The organism is Streptococcus sp. CCH8-H5 (assembly GCF_001556505.1).
Lineage (GTDB): Bacteria > Bacillota > Bacilli > Lactobacillales > Streptococcaceae > Streptococcus.
This window is the reverse complement of record NZ_LSIZ01000044.1, coordinates 18,204-37,429: the sequence shown is the minus strand read 5'-3', so window position 1 is coordinate 37,429 and position 19,226 is coordinate 18,204. Positions and strand designations below refer to the sequence as shown.

Sequence of the window (19,226 nt, the reverse complement as noted above, 5' to 3'; positions counted from 1 at the left end):
AAAAAATGAAAATTGCAATTGTTGGTGCAGGTATCGTCGGTTCAACGGCTGCCTACTACTTATCAAAAGAAAAAGACGCAGAGGTTACAGTATTTGATCATGGTCTTGGGCAAGCAACCAAGGCAGCAGCAGGGATTATCAGCCCCTGGTTTTCCAAGCGTCGTAATAAGGCCTGGTATCGAATGGCTCGATTGGGAGCCGATTTTTACCAAGATTTAGTTTCAGATCTTGAAACTGATGGTTATGACACGAGCTTCTATGATCAGTCTGGTGTAGCCCTTCTCAAGAAAGATGATAGTAAGTTGGACGGTTTGTATCAGCATGCAGAAACTAGGCTAGAAGAATCACCCATTATTGGTGAACTTTCTATAAAAAATGTTGCCGACCTCCCGGAATTTACTGGATTTGACCGTTATCTTTATGCTTCTGGAGGAGCTAGAGTGGAGGGGGCAGAATTAACAGCTACTTTGATTGATGCCTCAGGTTTTGAAAAGGTAGAGGGGACAGTCACACTCTCTCCTCTTGACAATGGCACCTACGAGATTAATGGTCAAACTTTTGATAAGGTCATTCTCGCTTGTGGTGCCTGGCTAGGTCAAACGCTTGAACCCCTTGGTTTCGAAGTAGACGTCCGCCCCCAAAAGGGTCAATTGCGTGACTATTTCTTTGAGGGTATGGATACTGGTAGATTACCTGTTCTGATGCCAGAGGGCGAATTGGATGTCATTCCTTTTGCTGGTGGCAAGATTTCGGTAGGGGCCAGCCATGAAAATGACCAAGGCTTTGATTTGACAGTTGATGAGACTGTACTTGCAAGTCTGGAGGAGGAGGCTAAGACCTATTTCCATGACCTAAGTACTGCCAAGTCCTTCTCAGAACGTGTGGGAACTAGAGCCTACACGAGTGATTTCTCTCCTTTCTTTGGAGAAGTTCCAGAACTTGAGGGTGTCTTTGTCGCCTCTGGTTTAGGATCTTCAGGGCTTACGACGGGGCCACTGATTGGAAAAAATCTGGTTGAATTGGCTATGAACCGACTTGGTAGTTTGGACAGTTCAGACTATCCAGTGTCTCAGTACGTTAAGAAAAAAGACTAATAGTATTAAAACCCTCCAATATATTGAAATTTATGGATCAGTTAGCTATTTCTCCTTATTGAGGGATGCTAGCTGATCCTTTTTTATTAGAGTTATTTATATCTATTTCTTATTTAATTAGAAAATGATAAAATAGTAACTGTTCATCGATTGTAGGTGAATACTAATAAAAAAGGGGAGGGACTATGTTCCAAAAAGTTAAAGTTTATGTGACAGTCATTGTTACTTTGCTAGCCATAAGTTTAGGCCTATCTGTCAAAGCAGGGGCAGCAGAAGACTTGGCTGTGACAAAGACAAGTATTGTTCTAGAAAGTTATGAGTTTGGTCCTGCTGTAACCAAAGTCATTTTTGAATTTAATCAGAAGGTCACGCCAGAGGTTGTCCACAGCTCAACTCAGGTTACAACAGCAGGGGTCAGTCGTCAGGTAACGAACTCTTATGTGTCTGATGATCAGGGGCATGTGGTCTATTATGACAATAGCAAGTATGTGACGCTTGAATTGAGCCTACCATCTTATAATCGCTACAACATGGGTGGGAATGCTGAACCTATGTATTTCAACCTTTCTACTTGGACCAATCAATGGCTGGAAAGTTATATGGTGTCGATGAAAGATTTGTCAGTAGTGGCAGAGGGTAGTAGTCAGTCACAGATGGTTTCATCTGAGCAAGATGCCATCAACAATCGTTTGATGCCAACGACGGAAGTTTTCGACGAGCGAGGACAGGTAGGTAACATGCAGTATGCGGCTTATAGTGCCCAGACCGGTACGGGAAATAGCACCAAACCATTGATAGTCTGGTTACACGGCATTGGTGAAAGAGGGACAGACATGAATATTCCGCTTCTTTCAAATGACGTCTATGCGCTTACCCAGCCTGAGATTCAAGGTCATTTCTTAACAACTGGTGATCAGGCGCGTGGGGTTAATGTTCTAGCTGTTCAAACGCAGACACCTTGGGGGTCGGATAATGCAGCCCAACTCAAAGAGACCATCGATACCTACCTAGCTAATCACCCTGAGGTAGATAAGGGACGAATCTATCTTGCGGGAGTTTCAAATGGTGGTGGTATGGTCTTGACCATGGGAGCAACCTATCCAGATTATTTTGCAGCTCTCGTTCCAATTGCAGCGCCATTAACTGTTGACCAATCTGGGATTGATAAACTGAAGAACCAGCCTATGTGGTTGATTCACACGAAGGCAGACGCAACAGTACAACCAGAAAATAGTGTCTTGCCTTTATATAAGAGCTTGATTACCTCTGGAGCTACTAACAAGTGGTTCTCATACTTTGAAACAGCGACTGGGACTGATCTTCCTGGCACAGAGTATGATGGTCATTGGGCTTGGATTTATTTCTTCCATGACCAGGTGATTGGCGTTCAGCATCCTGAAAATACGAAAAATTGGGACGGATATAGTGGTATGGTAGCCACTGATCCAACTAATGGAGGAGGCTCTCGTGCCAGTGTCAATGGTCAAACTTATAACAGTATCTTTGACTGGATGAGTGCACAAAGACACTAAGAGGATGATAATCACACTTCCCAAGGGGAATATATCAAGAAGTTGTCTTCAATCGAAAAGGGTTTCAATCGAAATCCTTTTTTGATTGGATTAAGAAAATGGACACTTGTGATTTTCTTAATGAAAGCTTAAGAACATAGGGTTTACCGTGACAAGAGGGCCGAAAAATGCTAAAATATAGGTAATATATTAGAGAAAAAAGGAGCCTTCTTATGAAAGGTATTATTCTTGCAGGCGGTTCAGGGACACGTTTGTATCCATTGACACGTGCTGCATCAAAACAACTGATGCCGATTTACGATAAACCAATGATTTACTATCCACTTTCAACGCTTATGTTGGCTGGTATTAAGGAAATCCTCATCATCTCAACGCCACAGGACCTTCCACGTTTTGAAGAGCTCCTTGGTGATGGTTCTGAGTTCGGTATTTCCCTTTCTTACGCAGTACAACCAAGTCCAGATGGATTGGCTCAAGCCTTTATCATTGGTGAAGACTTCATTGGTGACGATAGTGTTGCACTTGTCCTCGGGGATAACATTTTCCATGGAAATGGTCTTTCTGCCATGCTTCAACGTGCTGAAGCTAAGGAAAAAGGCGCTACAGTCTTTGGTTATCAAGTTAAGGACCCAGAACGTTTTGGAGTTGTTGAATTTGACGACAATATGAATGCCATCTCAATCGAGGAAAAACCTGAGCATCCAAAATCAAACTTTGCTGTAACTGGACTTTATTTCTATGACAATGATGTTGTGGAAATTGCTAAAAATATCAAGCCAAGTCCTCGTGGCGAACTTGAAATCACAGATGTTAACAAGGCTTACCTAGAACGTGGAGACCTCTCTGTTGAGCTTATGGGACGTGGCTTTGCTTGGTTGGATACAGGCACTCACGAAAGTCTCTTGCAAGCTGCTCAGTACATCGAGACAGTTCAACGTTTGCAAAATGTCCAAGTAGCTAACCTTGAAGAGATTGCCTATCGCATGGGTTATATCACTAAAGAACAGGTTCTTGAATTGGCACAACCACTTAAGAAAAACGAATACGGACAATATTTGCTCCGTTTGATTGGAGAAGCATAATGACTGAACAATTTTTTGGTAAAGAACTAGCTGCCCGCAAGATTGATGCTATCCCAGGTCTGCTTGAATTTGATATTCCTGTTCATGGAGATAACCGTGGATGGTTCAAGGAAAACTTCCAAAAGGAAAAGATGTTGCCACTTGGTTTTCCAGAGTCATTCTTTGCAGAAGGAAAATTGCAAAATAACGTTTCTTTCTCACGTAAAAATGTTTTGCGTGGCTTGCATGCTGAGCCTTGGGATAAATACATCTCAGTAGCAGATGAAGGAAAGGTTCTTGGAACTTGGGTTGACCTCCGTGAAGGCGAAACGTTTGGGAATACTTATCAAACTGTTATTGATGCCTCAAAAGGAATCTTTGTTCCTCGTGGTGTTGCCAATGGTTTCCAAGTTTTGTCTGACAAAGTATCATACAGCTACCTTGTAAACGATTACTGGGCACTTGAACTTAAACCTAAATACGCCTTTGTCAACTACGCTGACCCAAGCCTTGATATCAAGTGGGAAAACTTGGAAGAAGCAGAAGTCTCAGAAGCAGATAAAAATCACCCATTGCTCAAAGACGTTAAACCACTAAGAGTAGAAGATTTGTAAGAATATAGCTCTTAAAACAATTAAGAAAATCATTATATAGTTTTTAGCTTTGTTATAAACGAGCGAAGCGAGCTATATGATTAGCTTTCCGCCGTGAGAAAAGCACCTGAACCATTGTGTTTCAGGTGCTCGGAGGTTTTGAGACATTAGGTTCAAAACTTAGTCATGGAACTTCTTCGAAGTTCGCTGACGTCCGTACTCACCTAAGGAAAGCCAAAAAAGATTGATTTAAGGAACGATTAAGAAAAAACAATATTTTTTGGAGAAAAAATGACTGAATATAAAAATATCATCGTAACCGGTGGCGCAGGTTTCATCGGTTCAAACTTCGTACACTATGTCTACAACAACCATCCAGACGTACATGTGACTGTCCTTGACAAACTCACTTACGCTGGTAACCGTGCCAACATTGAAGAAATCCTTGGTGACCGTGTTGAATTGGTTGTTGGTGATATTGCTGATGCTGAATTGGTTGATAAATTGGCTGCTAAGGCTGATGCTATCGTTCACTATGCGGCTGAAAGCCACAATGATAATTCATTGAACGACCCATCACCATTTATCCACACAAACTTCATTGGTACTTACACACTCTTGGAAGCTGCTCGTAAATACGATATTCGTTTCCACCACGTATCAACAGACGAAGTGTATGGTGACCTTCCATTGCGCGAAGATCTTCCTGGACACGGTGAAGGTCCTGGTGAAAAATTCACAGCAGAAACAAAATACAACCCATCGTCACCTTATTCATCAACTAAGGCTGCTTCAGACCTTATCGTTAAAGCATGGGTGCGTTCATTTGGTGTTAAGGCAACTATTTCAAACTGCTCAAACAACTATGGACCATACCAACACATCGAAAAATTTATCCCACGTCAAATCACCAACATCTTGTCAGGTATCAAACCAAAACTTTATGGTGAAGGTAAAAATGTCCGTGACTGGATTCACACTAACGACCACTCAACTGGTGTTTGGGCTATCCTCACTAAAGGTCGTATCGGTGAAACTTACTTGATTGGTGCCGATGGTGAAAAGAACAACAAGGAAGTGCTCGAGCTTATCCTTGAAAAAATGGGGCAACCCAAAGATGCTTACGATCGTGTAACAGACCGTGCTGGTCATGATTTGCGTTACGCTATTGACTCAACAAAATTGCGTGAAGAACTTGGTTGGGAACCACAATTCACAAACTTTGAATCAGGTTTGGAAGAAACAATCAAGTGGTACACAGATCACCAAGACTGGTGGAAAGCCGAAAAAGAAGCTGTTGAAGCTAACTACGCTAAGACACAAGAAGTGCTTAAATAATTGGGAAATCTATCACTTCCAAGCTAGTGATAGATTTTTCTATTAAGAAATATTAGGAGAGATGATGAATAGAAAAGAATGGATTGAATATTTTGAAGCGATTAATAATCGTAAGCCCACTATTCAGGAGTGTCAGCAGGCCCTTCTAAATGGTGAATTTGTTATGGAAGGAAAACAAGCTACTTTTTCTAACAATGGAAAGTCTGTGACTGAAGGAGCCATGCCTTTACCAAATCAAATGAATAGTCAAATGGTCAACCCAGCTTATTCACAACAAATGGTCTTTGTTAAGAAGAAAAAGTTTGGCAAGAAGACTTTTATTGGTCTTGGGATTGCTTTATTTCTTGTTGTAGCAACAAGTCTTGGCCTCTTTTTGTTTTCTTCCAAAGGAACAAACTTGGGTGGCTTGTGGGTAAATGGTAATAATGCTGGTTTGGTTTATGAGTTAAGTGGGAAAAAGTCAAAACTTGTTGCAGGACATAGGGAAGAAGAAATCAAAGAAATCTCTATTGGCCAGAAAGTAAGACAGAAGTTTGAAACAAGCTTAGAGGACGTCAGTGATTCAAAACTAAAAACGATTGCTGATTTTGACAAGAAATACCAATTACAGACAAAAGAGATCATCCTGGTAAAGACGAAAGTGTTTGGATACTATAATCTGATTCAGAAAGATGGGACAAACTTAGTTCTAGATTTATTCTTATCAGACCTCTACTATGGATCAAGAAGTACCAAAGATTTAAAAAAGACATGTCTTTTTCATAAGGCAGCGGTTCCAAAAGTTTTTGTTGGGCAATGGAAAAAATTTGATTCCGATGATGATTCAGAAGGAGAAGGGACTATCTCTGAAAATGGGGTTGTTACTACAGATTCTGATGGTAAAGATATCTTAATTGCTAAGCCTTTAAAAGAATATCTGGTGGATCAATCAGGCAGTATAGATAATGATAAGGTGCAAAAAGAGTTTGCTAAAATACAGAAGTCTCTTAAGTCACATGGTTTTCAGGCTAAGAGTGTTAATGACATCTACCACGATGCGAGCAAGTCATACTATTATGTCCTTGTAGATGGTGGTAAGCGCATTATTCTCTTAGAGGATAGCTTTAACCTTCTCTCTTATAAAGGTTATCTTGAAAGAGAAGAAAAGCACTAATCAGGATACCTTTCGCAGATAGGAGGTAATTAAATAATAGCCCAAAATCTATTATTCCTATGGGAGTGATAGTTTTTTTGGTTTCAAGGACCTATTAACTTATGACAGTGATACAATTAATTACATAAATATTACGAAAATTACACAAAATACTTGATATTTGTAACAAAACAGATATAATAGACATATAGAAAAGAGGTTTATGAAAATGAAAAGAAAAGTTATTCGTGTTTGTTCCCTTGTTTTGTTGTCTGTAGCTGTTTCTACAGCACTTGTCGGATGTGGCTCTAAGTCAGAAAAAGACACTGCAGCGTCATCTACAACGTCAACTTCTAAAGTTGTGAAGTCATCAGCAAAAACAAAAACTTCTGAAAAGAAATCTGCTAAAAAGACTAAGACAGAGGATTCATCTTCAAAGGATTCTCAAGGTCAAGAAGAAGTGAGTGCTCCTGAAGCTAGCTCTTCAAAAAATCAAGCCACAGCAGGAAATAATGCTCAAGCAGGAACAAGTAGTAGCGCTGCTTCTGAGTCAAACAAGTCTAGTCAAGCAACAACTGATACTCAAAGTGACGCTCCTGTCCCAGCAGCATTAGTAGGAACTTGGACAGGTACGAGTCCTCAAGCAACAGACATTAGTTTTACAGTTGATGCTGATGGAAACATCACTTCAAAAGCTAATTTCAATGTCGATTACGAACCCTATCGTCAAAGTTCAACAACTGCAAAAGCTGTTCAAATTTCTGGTAATCTCTACGTTTGGGAGGGTGGCGATTTTTCAACCTTGCTTCCTGGTATTACTGGACTAGGGGGAGCTGGTTTCCAAGCTAAGCCTGGTTTTATTCTTGAAAATGGAACTTACACGCCAGTTCAATTTATCTCTGATTTGGGACCAACCTTTGATTATAGCAACTATAAAGCTTTCCCATTTTCATTAACAAAATAAAGGAAAGAAGCTATTTGGAGAGATTGCTTCTTTTTTCGCTTTAAACTCTTATTTTTCAAGGTCTCATTTCTGCTTAAAAAATGGTAGAATAGTTACATGCAAACAAAACCAACGTCAGCCTATGTGCACATTCCGTTTTGCACACAAATTTGTTATTATTGTGACTTTTCCAAGGTCTTTATTAAAAATCAGCCCGTTGATGACTACCTACGGGCTTTGATTCGTGAGTGGGAGCTTTTAGATATCAAGGAGCTTCGCACGCTTTATATTGGTGGAGGGACCCCAACAGCTATTTCTGCCGAGCAATTGGACTACCTTTTAAGTCATCTTCAGAAGAACTTGGATTTGTCAAAGCTGGAGGAGTTTACCATTGAGGCCAATCCTGGTGATTTGACGGTTGATAAAATTGAAGTACTCAAAAAATCTGCTGTTAATCGGGTGTCTTTAGGGGTTCAGACTTTTGATGACAAGCACTTGCGTCAAATTGGTCGCAGTCACAATCAAGCACAGATTTATGAAAGCATTGATAGCTTGAAGTCTGCTGGTTTCTATAATATTTCCATTGACCTCATTTATGCTCTACCTGGTCAAACCATGGATCAGGTCAAGGAAAATGTGAGAAAGGCACTGGAACTGGATATTCCACATCTAAGTCTCTACAGTTTGATATTGGAACATCACACGGTCTTTATGAATAAGATGCGTCGGGGTAAGCTCAATCTGCCAACTGAGGATTTGGAAGCAGAGATGTTTGACTATATTATCCAAGAGTTGGAAAAAAATGGTTTTGAGCATTATGAGATTTCCAACTTTACCAAACCTGGGATGGAGAGTCGTCACAATCTCATGTACTGGAATAATGATGAGTATTATGGTGTTGGTGCTGGAGCCTCTGGTTATGTCAATGGTGTTCGTTATCGCAATAGAGGACCTATCCAGCATTATCTAAAGGCTATAGCTGAGGATGGTCATGCTAGACTCCAGGAGGAGCATCTGACTAAGGCGGAAATGATGGAGGAGGAGTTCTTCCTTGGTTTACGTAAAAAGTCAGGTGTGTCTATCAAACGTTTTGAAGAGAAGTTTGGTTTGTCATTTTCGGATACTTATGGAGACATTGTGAAAAAACTACAGGAAGATGGTCTCTTGGTCAAGGATCCAGAGGTGGTTCGTATGACCAAACGAGGACTCTTTCTGGGAGATAGTGTCGCTGAGCAATTTATCTTGGAGGATTAGATGGGATTAAAATTTAGTATTCCTTATCAGATTCCGTTTTATGAGACGGATATCATGCATCAGGTGAAGTTACCACATTTATTGGCTTTTTCATTGCAAGTATCAGGCATGCAGTCAGAGTCTCTGGGTAATACGGATAAGGAAGTTTTTGATAAGTACGGTCTGGTTTGGATTGTGACAGACTATGCGATTGAGATTGACCGTTTGCCTCGTTACAATGAAAAGGTGATCATTACAACTGAAGCCGTTTCCTATAATAAGATTTTTTGTTACCGTAATTTTTACATCACGGATGAAACTGGTCAACAAATCATGCTCTTTAAGACTACTTTTGCTCTTATGGATTATGAAACGCGTAAGGTAGCCGAAGTGCCAGATGAGGTGGTAGCACCTTATGGGGCTGATAAGACTAAAAAGTTGATTAGAGGACCTCGTTATAAGGCTTTGGAAAATCCAATTGAGACGCTTTATCGTGTGCGTTATTTTGACCTAGACATGAATGGCCATGTTAATAATAGCAAGTACTTGGAGTGGATGTTGGATGTTTTCGATTTGGACTTTTTGACCAAGTACACACCGGCCCATATTGACCTCAAGTATGTTAAGGAAATTCATCATGGATCAGAAATTTATTCAGGTTACGAGTTTGACCAAGAAAGTTTGAGCAGTCAACACCAGATTTGTGTGGACGGTAATGTTCATGCTCAGGCTATTATCCAATGGAAAGAAATAGGAGACGAGTAGGATGACATATAAAGGTTATTTGATTGATTTAGATGGAACTATTTACAAGGGGAAGGATCGCATTCCTGAGGGAGAAGCCTTCGTTAAGGAGTTGCAGAAGCGTCAGATTCCCTATCTTTTTGTGACTAATAACAGTATGCGTACACCAGAGATGGTCCAAGAGCTTTTGCGTAATCAGTGCGAGTTGGAAACGCCTCTTGAGACCATTTACACAGCTACTTTGGCGTCAGTTGACTACATGAACGATATGAATCGTGGCAAGACGGTTTATGTTATCGGTGAGACTGGGCTTAAATCTGCAATTGCGGAAGCGGGATATACGGTAGATGAGGAAAATCCTGCCTATGTTGTGGTGGGCTTGGATCGTGAAGTCACTTATGAAATGTTGGTAAAGGCAACTCTTGCTATCCACAAAGGGGCTATATTTATTGGAACTAACCCAGATTTGAATATCCCAACAGAACGTGGTCTTCTTCCAGGTGCTGGTTCCCTCTTGGCCCTTATTGAGGCGGCTACCCGTGTGAAACCAATCATTATCGGTAAGCCTAAAGCTATTATCATGAATAAGGCTCTTGAAATCCTTGGGACAGAACGTAGCCAAACTATTGTGGTTGGTGACAATTACTTGACTGATATTACAGCTGGCATTAAAAATGACTTTCCAACACTACTTGTGACAACTGGATTTACCAAGGCGGAAGAGGTTGCAGGTCTACCTGTCAAACCAGACCACGTACTTGCTAGTCTAGCGGAGTGGGATTTTGATGCGAACTAGGATTAATGCTGTTCTGACTCCGATTTGGCTCTTGGCCTTGTCTATTCTGGTGACAATTTATCTGGCATGGGGATTCTATTATTTTGATATTGACTGGATGCATCTTATGGACTATGTCATTATCGGAAAGACGGAGCTTTGGCATAATTTCAATGTCCTCATGCAGTACTTGACCTTTCCTTGGGTTGGTCATCTGGCTATGCCTGATTTTCCATCGTCGGAGAGTGGGCTAAAGCATTTTCATGATGTGAAGTGGCTCTTTCATTTGGTACAGGGGCTTGTTATTCTACTGGCTTATCCCGCAGCAACTTCTCTCTGGCGAAATGTGAAGAAGGGCACCTTTGGTCTTTATCGTAGGCTTTATATGAGTCTAGCAATCTTGCCAGTCCTTATTGGGGTTGTGGGGCTTTTTCTCGGATTTGATGATTTTTTTACGCTCTTTCATGAAGCCCTCTTTCCTGGAGATAGCAGTTGGCTCTTTAATCCAATCTTGGATCCGATTATCAATGTTTTGCCAGAAGAGTACTTTCTTCAGTGCTTTGTGATTTTCTTTATTATTTATGAGGGAATCATGGTGAGTCTGACTTGGTTGGCCCGTAAGCAGCTTAAAATGTATTTGAAAAATAAGGAGTAGTTATGTCTATTCGTGATAACCATTTGCATACCCATCATTCCTATGATTCGGATGCGAACTTTACTGACTATTTGACACATTTTGATGGCGAAATTGTAACGACTGAGCATTACGATCTCTCTAATCCTTATACCAAACAGGACGATGTGCCCGAGTACGAGGCTTATAGTCACGAAATCGAAAGTCTTAACCTCAAGTATGGCAATCGTATTAAACGTGGCATCGAGATTGGTTATTACCAGCCTAGAGAAAGCGATATTTTAGACTTTTTGGATGGGAAGGACTATGATCTCAAACTGCTTTCTGTTCACCATAATGGGGTCAATGATTATCTTGATGATGAGGTAGCTGATATGGACAAGGCAAGCATTATTCAAGAGTATCTGGACAAGTTGGAGTACGCTATTGGTCGTGTGGACGCAGATGTTCTGGCCCATTTTGACTATGGTTTCCGACTTTTTGACGTGACTGTTGATGAGCTAAAAGCCTATGAGGAGCAGCTCAAACGCATTTTCCAGAAAATGCTTGCTAATGATTTGGCTTTTGAGCTGAATGCAAAGAGTATGTATCTCTATCATCACGAAGATCTTTATCGTTATGCCTTGGGCCTTGTTAAGGATCTGGGATGTTGCAAGTATTCTATTGGGTCTGATGGTCATAAGTTGGAGCATTTCCGTCTGAACTTTGAAAAGATTGAGGAGCTCTTGAGAGAATTTGGCATTACAGAAGATATGATCATATAGCGTAGACAGCTTCAACTGAAGCTGTCTTTTTCTTAAGGAAAACTTAAAGGAAAAGCGTGGTTGTGGGATTTATAGAAGATTTTAAGCTTTGCTTGTTATGCTAATTTCAAGCAAAAGAAACTTATGGTTTCTATCTTATCTTTCAAAATTGGAGGTTTTCTATGAAATTTCTCAAAAGGCATGCCTATGCCTTACTCTTTACCCTTTTTCTGATGGGGGCAAATGTCTACTCTCTCCTAAAGGTCTTTGTCATTCCCTCAGCAGTCTCAACGGTTTCAGCCAATACGACTAGCTCAAGCACATCTTCGTCGACAGCATCTACCAGCACTGGTAAGGTGACTAAGACGGATACAACTTACAAAGATGACAATATAGATATCAAAATCACGACGGGTAAAACCAGTGATACCACATACTATGTGGCAGATATCAAGTTGTCAAGTGCAGACTACCTTAAAACAGCTTTGGCGCAAAATACCTACGGGACTAACATCACTGACACGACATCAAGTATTGCTCAGCAAAACAATGCTATCTTTGCCATCAATGGTGACTACTATGGGGCTAATCAGTCAGGTTATGTGATTAAGAATGGTCAAGTCTATCGTGATACTGATCGAAACAGTGATTACGAGGACCTTGCCGTTTACTCAGATGGTAGCTTCAAGACCTTTAAGGAGAGCGATACAACGGCTCAAAAATTGGTTGATTCAGGTGTGGTGAATACCTTTGCCTTTGGTCCAACCTTGGTTGAAAATGGCAAGGTAGCTGTATCAGAAAATGAAGAGGTCGGTCAAGCCATGGCTGACAATCCACGTACAGCCATCGGAGTCATCGAAGAAAGTGACGGCAGTGTGCACTATATTGTCATTGTCTCTGATGGTCGTACCAGTGAGTCGTCAGGATTGACTCTTTATGAAATGGCAGAGTTGATGAAATCTTATGGCGTGACGACAGCTTACAATCTTGATGGTGGTGGCTCATCAACCATGTACTTCAATGGTCAAGTCATTAACAAGCCAACCACAAACGGAAATAAAATCTCAGAAAGGGCGGTGAGCGATATTGTTTACATCGGTTACTAAAAAATCAGCCAGCAAACACTTTTTCACCTACATCGGACTAACCATTTTTAGTCTAGTCTTTACCTTTGTTTATGAGCGCTTTTCTTATGGTGAATCATCCATGTTTATGCGCATGATGTTCTTTGCGCCATTGGCTGGAGCACTTATTTATCTACTTACTGGACTGGGAATGTCTTGGGTGAAGAATCGTGCCTCAAAACTTCTCTTTAATTCAGCCATCGCTGTTGTCGCTAGTGCTTGTTTAGTTAAAGGTATTGTTGAAGTCTCAGGCCGTACGACTAGCGTGGATATGCCCTATTGGTATGTTGCTGCAGTGCTACTTTGTTTGAGTATTATGACAGGATTTATCAGACCTAGAAAATTGGCTTAACCATGAGAGCTTGGAGCTGTGCTTCAGGCTTTTTGTCTTGCTTTGAAAAATTATTTAGGATAAATATACAAATTATAATATGAAGAAATGATTTCAATTTGGGAAATAGTACAAAGAAATTGTCATAAAAAATAACTGAGCAAGATTTTTTTGTGATAGGAATTTAGATAGAACGAGATCTTCTGTAGTGGTGAAAGTACTTGAAAAAAGTAGTGGTTTCCAGTTAAGCTATCACAGTCAGAAGTCTCTTTAGGTATCCACTTGGTTTGTAAAAAGATACCGCATCAACTTTTTATTTATTTGAACTCAATTTCACAGCAGTTTGTTTTGGCTATTAAATATACAAGGAATTCATTTTTTTATAAAAATATACAAAAAAGACTTGCTTTGTTCTAAATTTTCAGGTAAAATAAACTAAAATCAAAATCGTTGATAGAAAAAGTCAGATCGTTTCACAGAGAATGCGGGAAGCTGAGAACGCATGAGATCAAAGACGACACATTCTTGAGAGCGTATGCGAACTCTGGATGACAGTAGTGTACGACGGGTGGTTCCGTTAGAGACTGGGAGTTACAAGTGATACTTTGTGACTTCATGAGGAAGAGGGGGCGACCCCTGTTCGAATTAAGGTGGAACCACGTGCCAACGTCCTTGCAAAAGTTATTTTTGCGAGGACGTTTTTTGTTACACTTTTTTAAGAGTGTGTAGCTGGCAGTACACTTGGTCGGAGTTGAACAGAAAGGATAAACTATGGAAATCAAGGGATTATTACGAAAGATTGAACCCTATGTAGCGGGTAGTCAGCCTGCTGAGAAAAATATCATTAAGTTGAATACTAATGAAAATGCTTATGAACCAAGTCCAGCAGTTCATCAAGCTTTAGCATCCTTTGATGCCCATCAGTTACGAAAGTATTCGACTTTGGATCAAGCAGCTTTACGTCAGGCTTTGTCTGAACAGTTGGGTGTGCGTGCCGATCAAGTGATTATCGGAAATGGCTCAGACGATATCCTGTCAATGGCTTTCCTAGCTTTCTTTAATAGCGAGGAAGAAGTTTTGTTTCCAGATTTGACCTATGGTTTTTACAAGGTATGGGCAGATTTGTACCACATCCCTTTTAGAGAAGTGCCTTTGAGCTCTTCGTTTGAGATAGCTACTCAAGATTATCTGGTTGAAAATGGTGGGATTGTTATTACCAATCCTAATGCGCCAACAGGTATTTATAAACCGCTCAATCAAATTGAGGAGATTGTAAAGGCTAACCAGTCGGTTGTTGTGATTATTGACGAAGCCTATATTAACTTTGGTGGGGAGACGGCCTTACCGCTCCTAGAAAAGTATGACAATGTGTTTATCACTAGGACCTTTTCTAAGGATGCCTCCCTTGCTGGTCTGCGTGTCGGCTATGGCATCGGAAGTCCTAAACTAATGGCTGTAATCAATGCCGTCAAAAATTCAGTCAATCCCTATAATGTGGATAGCATCGCAGAAGTTTTGGCGACTGCAGCGGTTAAGTCCTGGGACTACTATGAGGACACTTGCGCAAAGATTATGGCAACACGTGACTGGTTTAGCCAAGAATTGCAGGCGATTGGTTTTGATATCCTACCTTCAAAAACTAATTTTGTTTTGGTCAAACCTCACGGAGTGACTGCAGGTCAATTGTTTGACTACCTCCAAAGTAAGAAAATTTATGTCCGTTATTTTCCAAAAGTGGAGCGTATTTCAGATAGACTACGAATTTCTATTGGGACGCAGGATGAGATGGAGCGCGTCTTAATGACAATACAGGAGTTACAAGCATGAAAAAAACGACATTAGCCTTAGGAATGCACGATAAACTTTTCAAACGTGCCCGTACCATGTATCAGATTGAACACCGTATCTGTGACTTGTTGATGACAAAGGGGTTCCTTCGAATTGAGACACCAACCTTAGAGCATTTTGAAGTCTTTAGTGATCTTGTGGACAATGGTAACTATAATTTCTTTGATAAAAATGGAGATCTTGTTAGTTTACGTCCTGATATTACCAGCCAAATTGGGCGCGTGATTGCTTCGACTCAAGTTCATACACCGATTAAATTTTCTTACTCTGGAAAAGTCTTTAACTACAATGAGGAGATGCGTGGCTTGTCCAATGAGCATACGCAGGCTGGTGTGGAAATCATTGGTTTTCCAGTTCATCAGGCATTGGAAGAAGCAATCGCTTCTGCTAAAGAGGCTCTAGATGCTGCAGGGGTCAAAAATTACAAGTTTGAATTTTCACATGCCCGCCTCCTACAACTCATTTTTGAAGAATTAAACCTTCCAGCTGTAAAAGAAGCAGAGTTGGCGGCCTATATCCGTGATAAATCGATTACCGGTCTTAAGGAGTTCACCAAAGAAAATCCAAGTCAATATGACAAGGTCTTGGAGCAGTTACCCTTCTTGTTTGGTGAGACAAATGCTGTCCTGACCAAGGCTAGACAGTTAACGGACAGTGAAGCCTTTTTGACGGCCTTGGATAGTTTGGAAGTTTTAACTAATCGTTTATCAGATAGTCTCCCAGAGACGACGCTTGATTTGGCTCAATTACCAGCAGTGCCTTACTACACGGGTATGATGTTTAAGGTCTTCGGTGACAAGGTACCAGATGCCTTTGTATCAGGTGGCCGTTACGATAAACTATTTGAACGCTTTGGAGCTACCGAGTTAACAGCGGTTGGCTGGGCCATTGATATCGACTCAGTTTATCAAGCAGTACATGACGATGTGGAATTTGGAGGTGACTTGGATGACTAGCAATCAAATCACAATTGCCTTGACCAAGGGACGTATTGAGAAAGATACGGTTAAATTACTGGAAAAAGCTGGCTTTGATATGTCTTTCATGGCCGATAAGGGACGTAATTTGATTTTCGAGAGTCCTGACAACCGGTTCCGTTTTCTCTTGGTCAAAGCTCCAGACGTGACTACCTATGTTAGACACGGTGTCGCAGATATTGGGATTGTCGGTAAGGATGTTTTGGTCGAACATCCGACAGGCTATTTAGAAATGTTAGACCTTAATTTTGGTCTTTGTAAATTCTCCGTAGCATCAACAGAAGACTATAACCCTGATGACCATAAGCGTAAACGTATTGCGACCAAGTATCCAACCATTGCGACGGATTATTTTAATCAAAAGGGTGAGGATGTTGAGATCATTTCGATTCAAGGGAGCGTTGAGATTGCCCCCGTCATTGGTCTAGCAGATGCCATTGTCGATATTGTAGAAACAGGGAATACCCTTGTTGCTAATGGCTTAAAAGTTTATGAAGATATTTGCAGGATTTCAGCACGAATGATTGTTAATAAGGCTTCTTTGAAAAATAACAAGGAAGTTCTACCATTCATTTGTAAGATTGAATCACTTGTAGGGAACGAGGAGGTACCGTTCGAATGAAACGATTAACTGGAACAAATAAAGAAATTGCGGAGCTTCTTTATCAGGAGCAATTGGAACTGTCAAAAGAAAATAGAGACGTTGAAAGCACTGTTCAAGCTATCATTGAGGATGTCAAAAAACGTGGAGACGAGGCCCTTCGTGACTATTCAGCTAAATTTGATAAGGTTGACTTGACTGATTTTGAAGTTGGACAGGACTTGATTGATCAAGCCTTTAAAGAGATTGATCCAGAGGTTTACCAAGCCCTAGTTAATGCCAAAGAAAACATTGAATCTTATCACAAACATCAGTTGGAGGCTGGTTTTGAGGACCAACCAAGTGAGGGTGTTATTCGTGGTCAATTGATCCGTCCTATCAATCGTGTGGGTGTTTATGTGCCTGGAGGAACTGCGGCTTATCCGTCATCAGTTCTTATGAATGTTATTCCTGCCAAAATTGCTGGGGTTAAAGAGATTATTATGATTACGCCGCCTCAAGAGCATTTTGTTCCTGCGATCCTGGTAGCTGCAAAATTGGCTGGTGTGGATAGCATTTACCAAGTTGGTGGGGCTCAAGGGGTTGCGGCCTTGGCCTTTGGTACAGAAACAATTCCAAAAGTGGACAAGATTACAGGTCCTGGTAATATTTTCGTGGCGACTGCCAAGAAACAAGTTTACGGTATTGTCGGTATTGATATGATTGCAGGGCCATCAGAAATTGGTGTCATTGCTGATAGTAGCGCTAATCCAACCTATGTGGCAGCCGATCTCTTGTCTCAAGCAGAGCACGATACACGTGCACGTGCCATTTTGGTAACAGATTCTCAAGCCTTGGCTGATGCAGTTGAAAGTGAGATTGAACGTCAACTCAAGCTTTTGCCACGTGAGGCGATTGCTCGTCCATCTATCGAAAATAACGGTCGGATTATTATTGCCAATGATACAGATGCTATGTTTGAACTCATGAACTTGGTTGCGCCAGAACATTTGGAAATTGCTATGGACAATGCTTATGATTACTTGGAAAAAGTGGAAAATGCTGGTTCCGTCTTTCTTGGTCACTTTACCAGCGAACCAATTGGCGACTACTATGCAGGTGCCAACCACGTTCTTCCAACGACAGCGACTAGCCGCTTTTCATCAGCTTTAGGCGTGCATGATTTTGTCAAACGTATCCAATATACGCAATACGACAAGGCAGCAGTTAATAAGGCTCAGCACGATATCACAACCTTGGCTTATGCGGAAGGCTTGCAGGCCCACGCCAAGGCAATTGAAGTCAGAAACGACAATAATTGAGAGAGTAGAGGAAGAAGTTATGAGACAAGCAGAAATTGAACGTAATACCTTTGAAACCAAAATTAAGTTAAGCCTCAATTTGGATGCTCAAGAACCAGTAGATATTCAAACAGGTGTCGGATTTTTTGACCACATGTTGACCTTGTTTGCCCGCCACGGTCGTATGTCTTTGGTGGTTAAGGCTGATGGCGACCTTTGGGTTGATAGTCACCACACTGTTGAAGATGTCGGTATTGTCCTTGGTCAAGCTCTTAAAGAGGCCTTGGGCGATAAAGCAGGAATCAACCGTTATGGAACGGCTTTTGTACCTATGGATGAAACCCTCGGAATGGCAAGTTTAGATTTGTCTGGACGTAGCTTCTTGGTCTTTGATGCTAGTTTCGATAATCCAAAATTGGGTAATTTTGATACAGAACTGGTAGAAGAATTTTTCCAAGCCTTGGCTTTCAATGTTCAGATGAATCTCCATCTCAAGATTCTCCACGGAAAAAACAATCACCACAAGTCAGAAAGTCTTTTCAAGGCAACAGGACGTGCCTTGCGTGAGGCAATCACAATCAATCCTGACATTCACGGCGTAAACTCGACAAAGGGGATGCTATGATTATCGTCATTGATTACGATGCTGGGAATACTGCAAATGTTCTGCGTGCCCTTGAAAAAATCGGAGTGACTGCAGAATTGTCTGCCGATAAAGAAAAAATCCTAGCTGCAGATGGGTTGATTTTACCTGGTGTAGGTGCTTATCCAACGGCTATGGCAGAGTTGGAGCGAAGAGGTTTGGTAGCTGTTATCAAAGAGGCAGTCGCACAGGGAGTTCCCCTTTTAGGAATTTGTTTAGGCATGCAGATTTTAACAGAAAAAGGACTGGAACATGAAGAAACAGATGGTCTTGGCTTTATTCCAGGTGTCTGCCGTCCTATTCCAGCCAGCAAGGAGCAACCTGTCCCACATATGGGGTGGAATGATTTGGCTGTTAAGCAAGCCAGCCCTTTGACAGATGGTTTAGATGGCCAAGCTGTCTACTTCGTTCACAGTTATTTCACAGATGCCCCTAGTCAATACATTGATGTTACCGCAGATTATAGTATTGAGGTACCAGCCATGATTCATAAAGACAATGTTTATGGGGCCCAATTTCATCCTGAAAAATCAGGGGATATTGGCTTAGGTATTCTTGAAAAGTTTGCAGGGTTATGTAAAGCCTAGAAGCTAGTGAGAA

General features: G+C 41.1%; 20 protein-coding genes. All 20 read left to right on the top strand.

The features are described 5' to 3' along the window. The first annotated feature begins 5 nt into the window (after window positions 1-5). Window positions 6-1,094 carry an NAD(P)/FAD-dependent oxidoreductase gene (locus AX663_RS03640; protein ID WP_060972734.1) on the top strand — a complete coding sequence of 363 codons (1,089 nt, stop codon included), beginning with the start codon at window positions 6-8 and terminating at the stop codon, window positions 1,092-1,094. A gap of 185 nt (window positions 1,095-1,279) precedes the next feature. Then, the gene (locus tag AX663_RS03635) at window positions 1,280-2,626 is read left to right on the top strand and encodes an acyl-CoA thioester hydrolase/BAAT C-terminal domain-containing protein (RefSeq protein ID WP_060972733.1); all 1,347 of its coding nucleotides are present in this window, start codon (window positions 1,280-1,282) and stop codon (window positions 2,624-2,626) included. 212 nt (window positions 2,627-2,838) lie between these two features. Further along, the gene (rfbA, locus tag AX663_RS03630; protein WP_002883992.1) at window positions 2,839-3,708 is read left to right on the top strand and encodes a glucose-1-phosphate thymidylyltransferase RfbA; all 870 of its coding nucleotides are present in this window, start codon (window positions 2,839-2,841) and stop codon (window positions 3,706-3,708) included. Then, window positions 3,708-4,301 carry a dTDP-4-dehydrorhamnose 3,5-epimerase family protein gene (locus AX663_RS03625; RefSeq protein WP_060972732.1) on the top strand — a complete coding sequence of 198 codons (594 nt, stop codon included), beginning with the start codon at window positions 3,708-3,710 and terminating at the stop codon, window positions 4,299-4,301. Before rfbA ends, AX663_RS03625 begins: the two co-directional genes overlap by 1 nt. 270 nt (window positions 4,302-4,571) lie before the next feature. Then, window positions 4,572-5,618 (top strand): dTDP-glucose 4,6-dehydratase, encoded by a 1,047-nt coding sequence (gene rfbB / locus AX663_RS03620; protein ID WP_002884100.1) that lies wholly within the window; start codon window positions 4,572-4,574, stop codon window positions 5,616-5,618. A gap of 64 nt (window positions 5,619-5,682) precedes the next feature. Then, window positions 5,683-6,771: a hypothetical protein gene (locus AX663_RS03615; RefSeq protein WP_060972731.1), complete on the top strand. Its 1,089-nt coding sequence runs from the start codon at window positions 5,683-5,685 to the stop codon at window positions 6,769-6,771. A 202-nt stretch (window positions 6,772-6,973) separates the two neighbouring features. Continuing rightward, window positions 6,974-7,714: a hypothetical protein gene (locus AX663_RS03610; RefSeq protein WP_060972730.1), complete on the top strand. Its 741-nt coding sequence runs from the start codon at window positions 6,974-6,976 to the stop codon at window positions 7,712-7,714. Window positions 7,715-7,810: 96 nt separating this feature from the next. Continuing rightward, on the top strand, window positions 7,811-8,947 hold the full coding sequence (gene hemW, locus AX663_RS03605; protein WP_060972729.1) for a radical SAM family heme chaperone HemW: 1,137 nt from the start codon (window positions 7,811-7,813) through the stop codon (window positions 8,945-8,947). Further along, window positions 8,948-9,691 (top strand): acyl-ACP thioesterase domain-containing protein, encoded by a 744-nt coding sequence (locus AX663_RS03600; protein WP_060972728.1) that lies wholly within the window; start codon window positions 8,948-8,950, stop codon window positions 9,689-9,691. It begins immediately after the preceding gene. Between the two features lies 1 nt (window position 9,692). Next, on the top strand, window positions 9,693-10,466 hold the full coding sequence (locus AX663_RS03595; protein ID WP_060972727.1) for a TIGR01457 family HAD-type hydrolase: 774 nt from the start codon (window positions 9,693-9,695) through the stop codon (window positions 10,464-10,466). Further along, window positions 10,456-11,100, top strand: coding sequence for a TIGR01906 family membrane protein (locus tag AX663_RS03590; RefSeq protein WP_060972726.1), 645 nt, complete (start codon window positions 10,456-10,458; stop codon window positions 11,098-11,100). The genes AX663_RS03595 and AX663_RS03590 overlap by 11 nt, the downstream gene beginning before the upstream one ends. A gap of 8 nt (window positions 11,101-11,108) precedes the next feature. Continuing rightward, a complete protein-coding gene (locus AX663_RS03585) occupies window positions 11,109-11,843 on the top strand; it encodes a PHP domain-containing protein (RefSeq protein ID WP_060972785.1) in 735 nt (244 codons plus the stop codon). A 161-nt stretch (window positions 11,844-12,004) separates the two neighbouring features. After that, entirely contained in the window at window positions 12,005-12,928 is a 924-nt protein-coding gene (locus AX663_RS03580; protein WP_060972725.1) for a phosphodiester glycosidase family protein, read from the top strand. Next, window positions 12,909-13,298 (top strand): hypothetical protein, encoded by a 390-nt coding sequence (locus tag AX663_RS03575; RefSeq protein ID WP_060972724.1) that lies wholly within the window; start codon window positions 12,909-12,911, stop codon window positions 13,296-13,298. Before AX663_RS03580 ends, AX663_RS03575 begins: the two co-directional genes overlap by 20 nt. A 750-nt stretch (window positions 13,299-14,048) precedes the next feature. Next, entirely contained in the window at window positions 14,049-15,104 is a 1,056-nt protein-coding gene (hisC, locus tag AX663_RS03570; RefSeq protein ID WP_060972723.1) for a histidinol-phosphate transaminase, read from the top strand. Continuing rightward, window positions 15,101-16,081, top strand: a complete 981-nt coding sequence (locus AX663_RS03565) for an ATP phosphoribosyltransferase regulatory subunit (RefSeq protein WP_037601023.1) — start codon at window positions 15,101-15,103, stop codon at window positions 16,079-16,081. Before hisC ends, AX663_RS03565 begins: the two co-directional genes overlap by 4 nt. Beyond that, a complete protein-coding gene (hisG, locus tag AX663_RS03560) occupies window positions 16,074-16,724 on the top strand; it encodes an ATP phosphoribosyltransferase (protein WP_060972722.1) in 651 nt (216 codons plus the stop codon). The genes AX663_RS03565 and hisG overlap by 8 nt, the downstream gene beginning before the upstream one ends. Then, on the top strand, window positions 16,721-18,004 hold the full coding sequence (gene hisD, locus AX663_RS03555; protein ID WP_060972721.1) for a histidinol dehydrogenase: 1,284 nt from the start codon (window positions 16,721-16,723) through the stop codon (window positions 18,002-18,004). The genes hisG and hisD overlap by 4 nt, the downstream gene beginning before the upstream one ends. Before the next feature lie 19 nt (window positions 18,005-18,023). Then, a complete protein-coding gene (gene hisB / locus AX663_RS03550) occupies window positions 18,024-18,608 on the top strand; it encodes an imidazoleglycerol-phosphate dehydratase HisB (protein WP_002888923.1) in 585 nt (194 codons plus the stop codon). After that, a complete protein-coding gene (gene hisH / locus AX663_RS03545) occupies window positions 18,605-19,213 on the top strand; it encodes an imidazole glycerol phosphate synthase subunit HisH (protein WP_060972720.1) in 609 nt (202 codons plus the stop codon). The genes hisB and hisH overlap by 4 nt, the downstream gene beginning before the upstream one ends. Window positions 19,214-19,226: the final 13 nt, after the last annotated feature.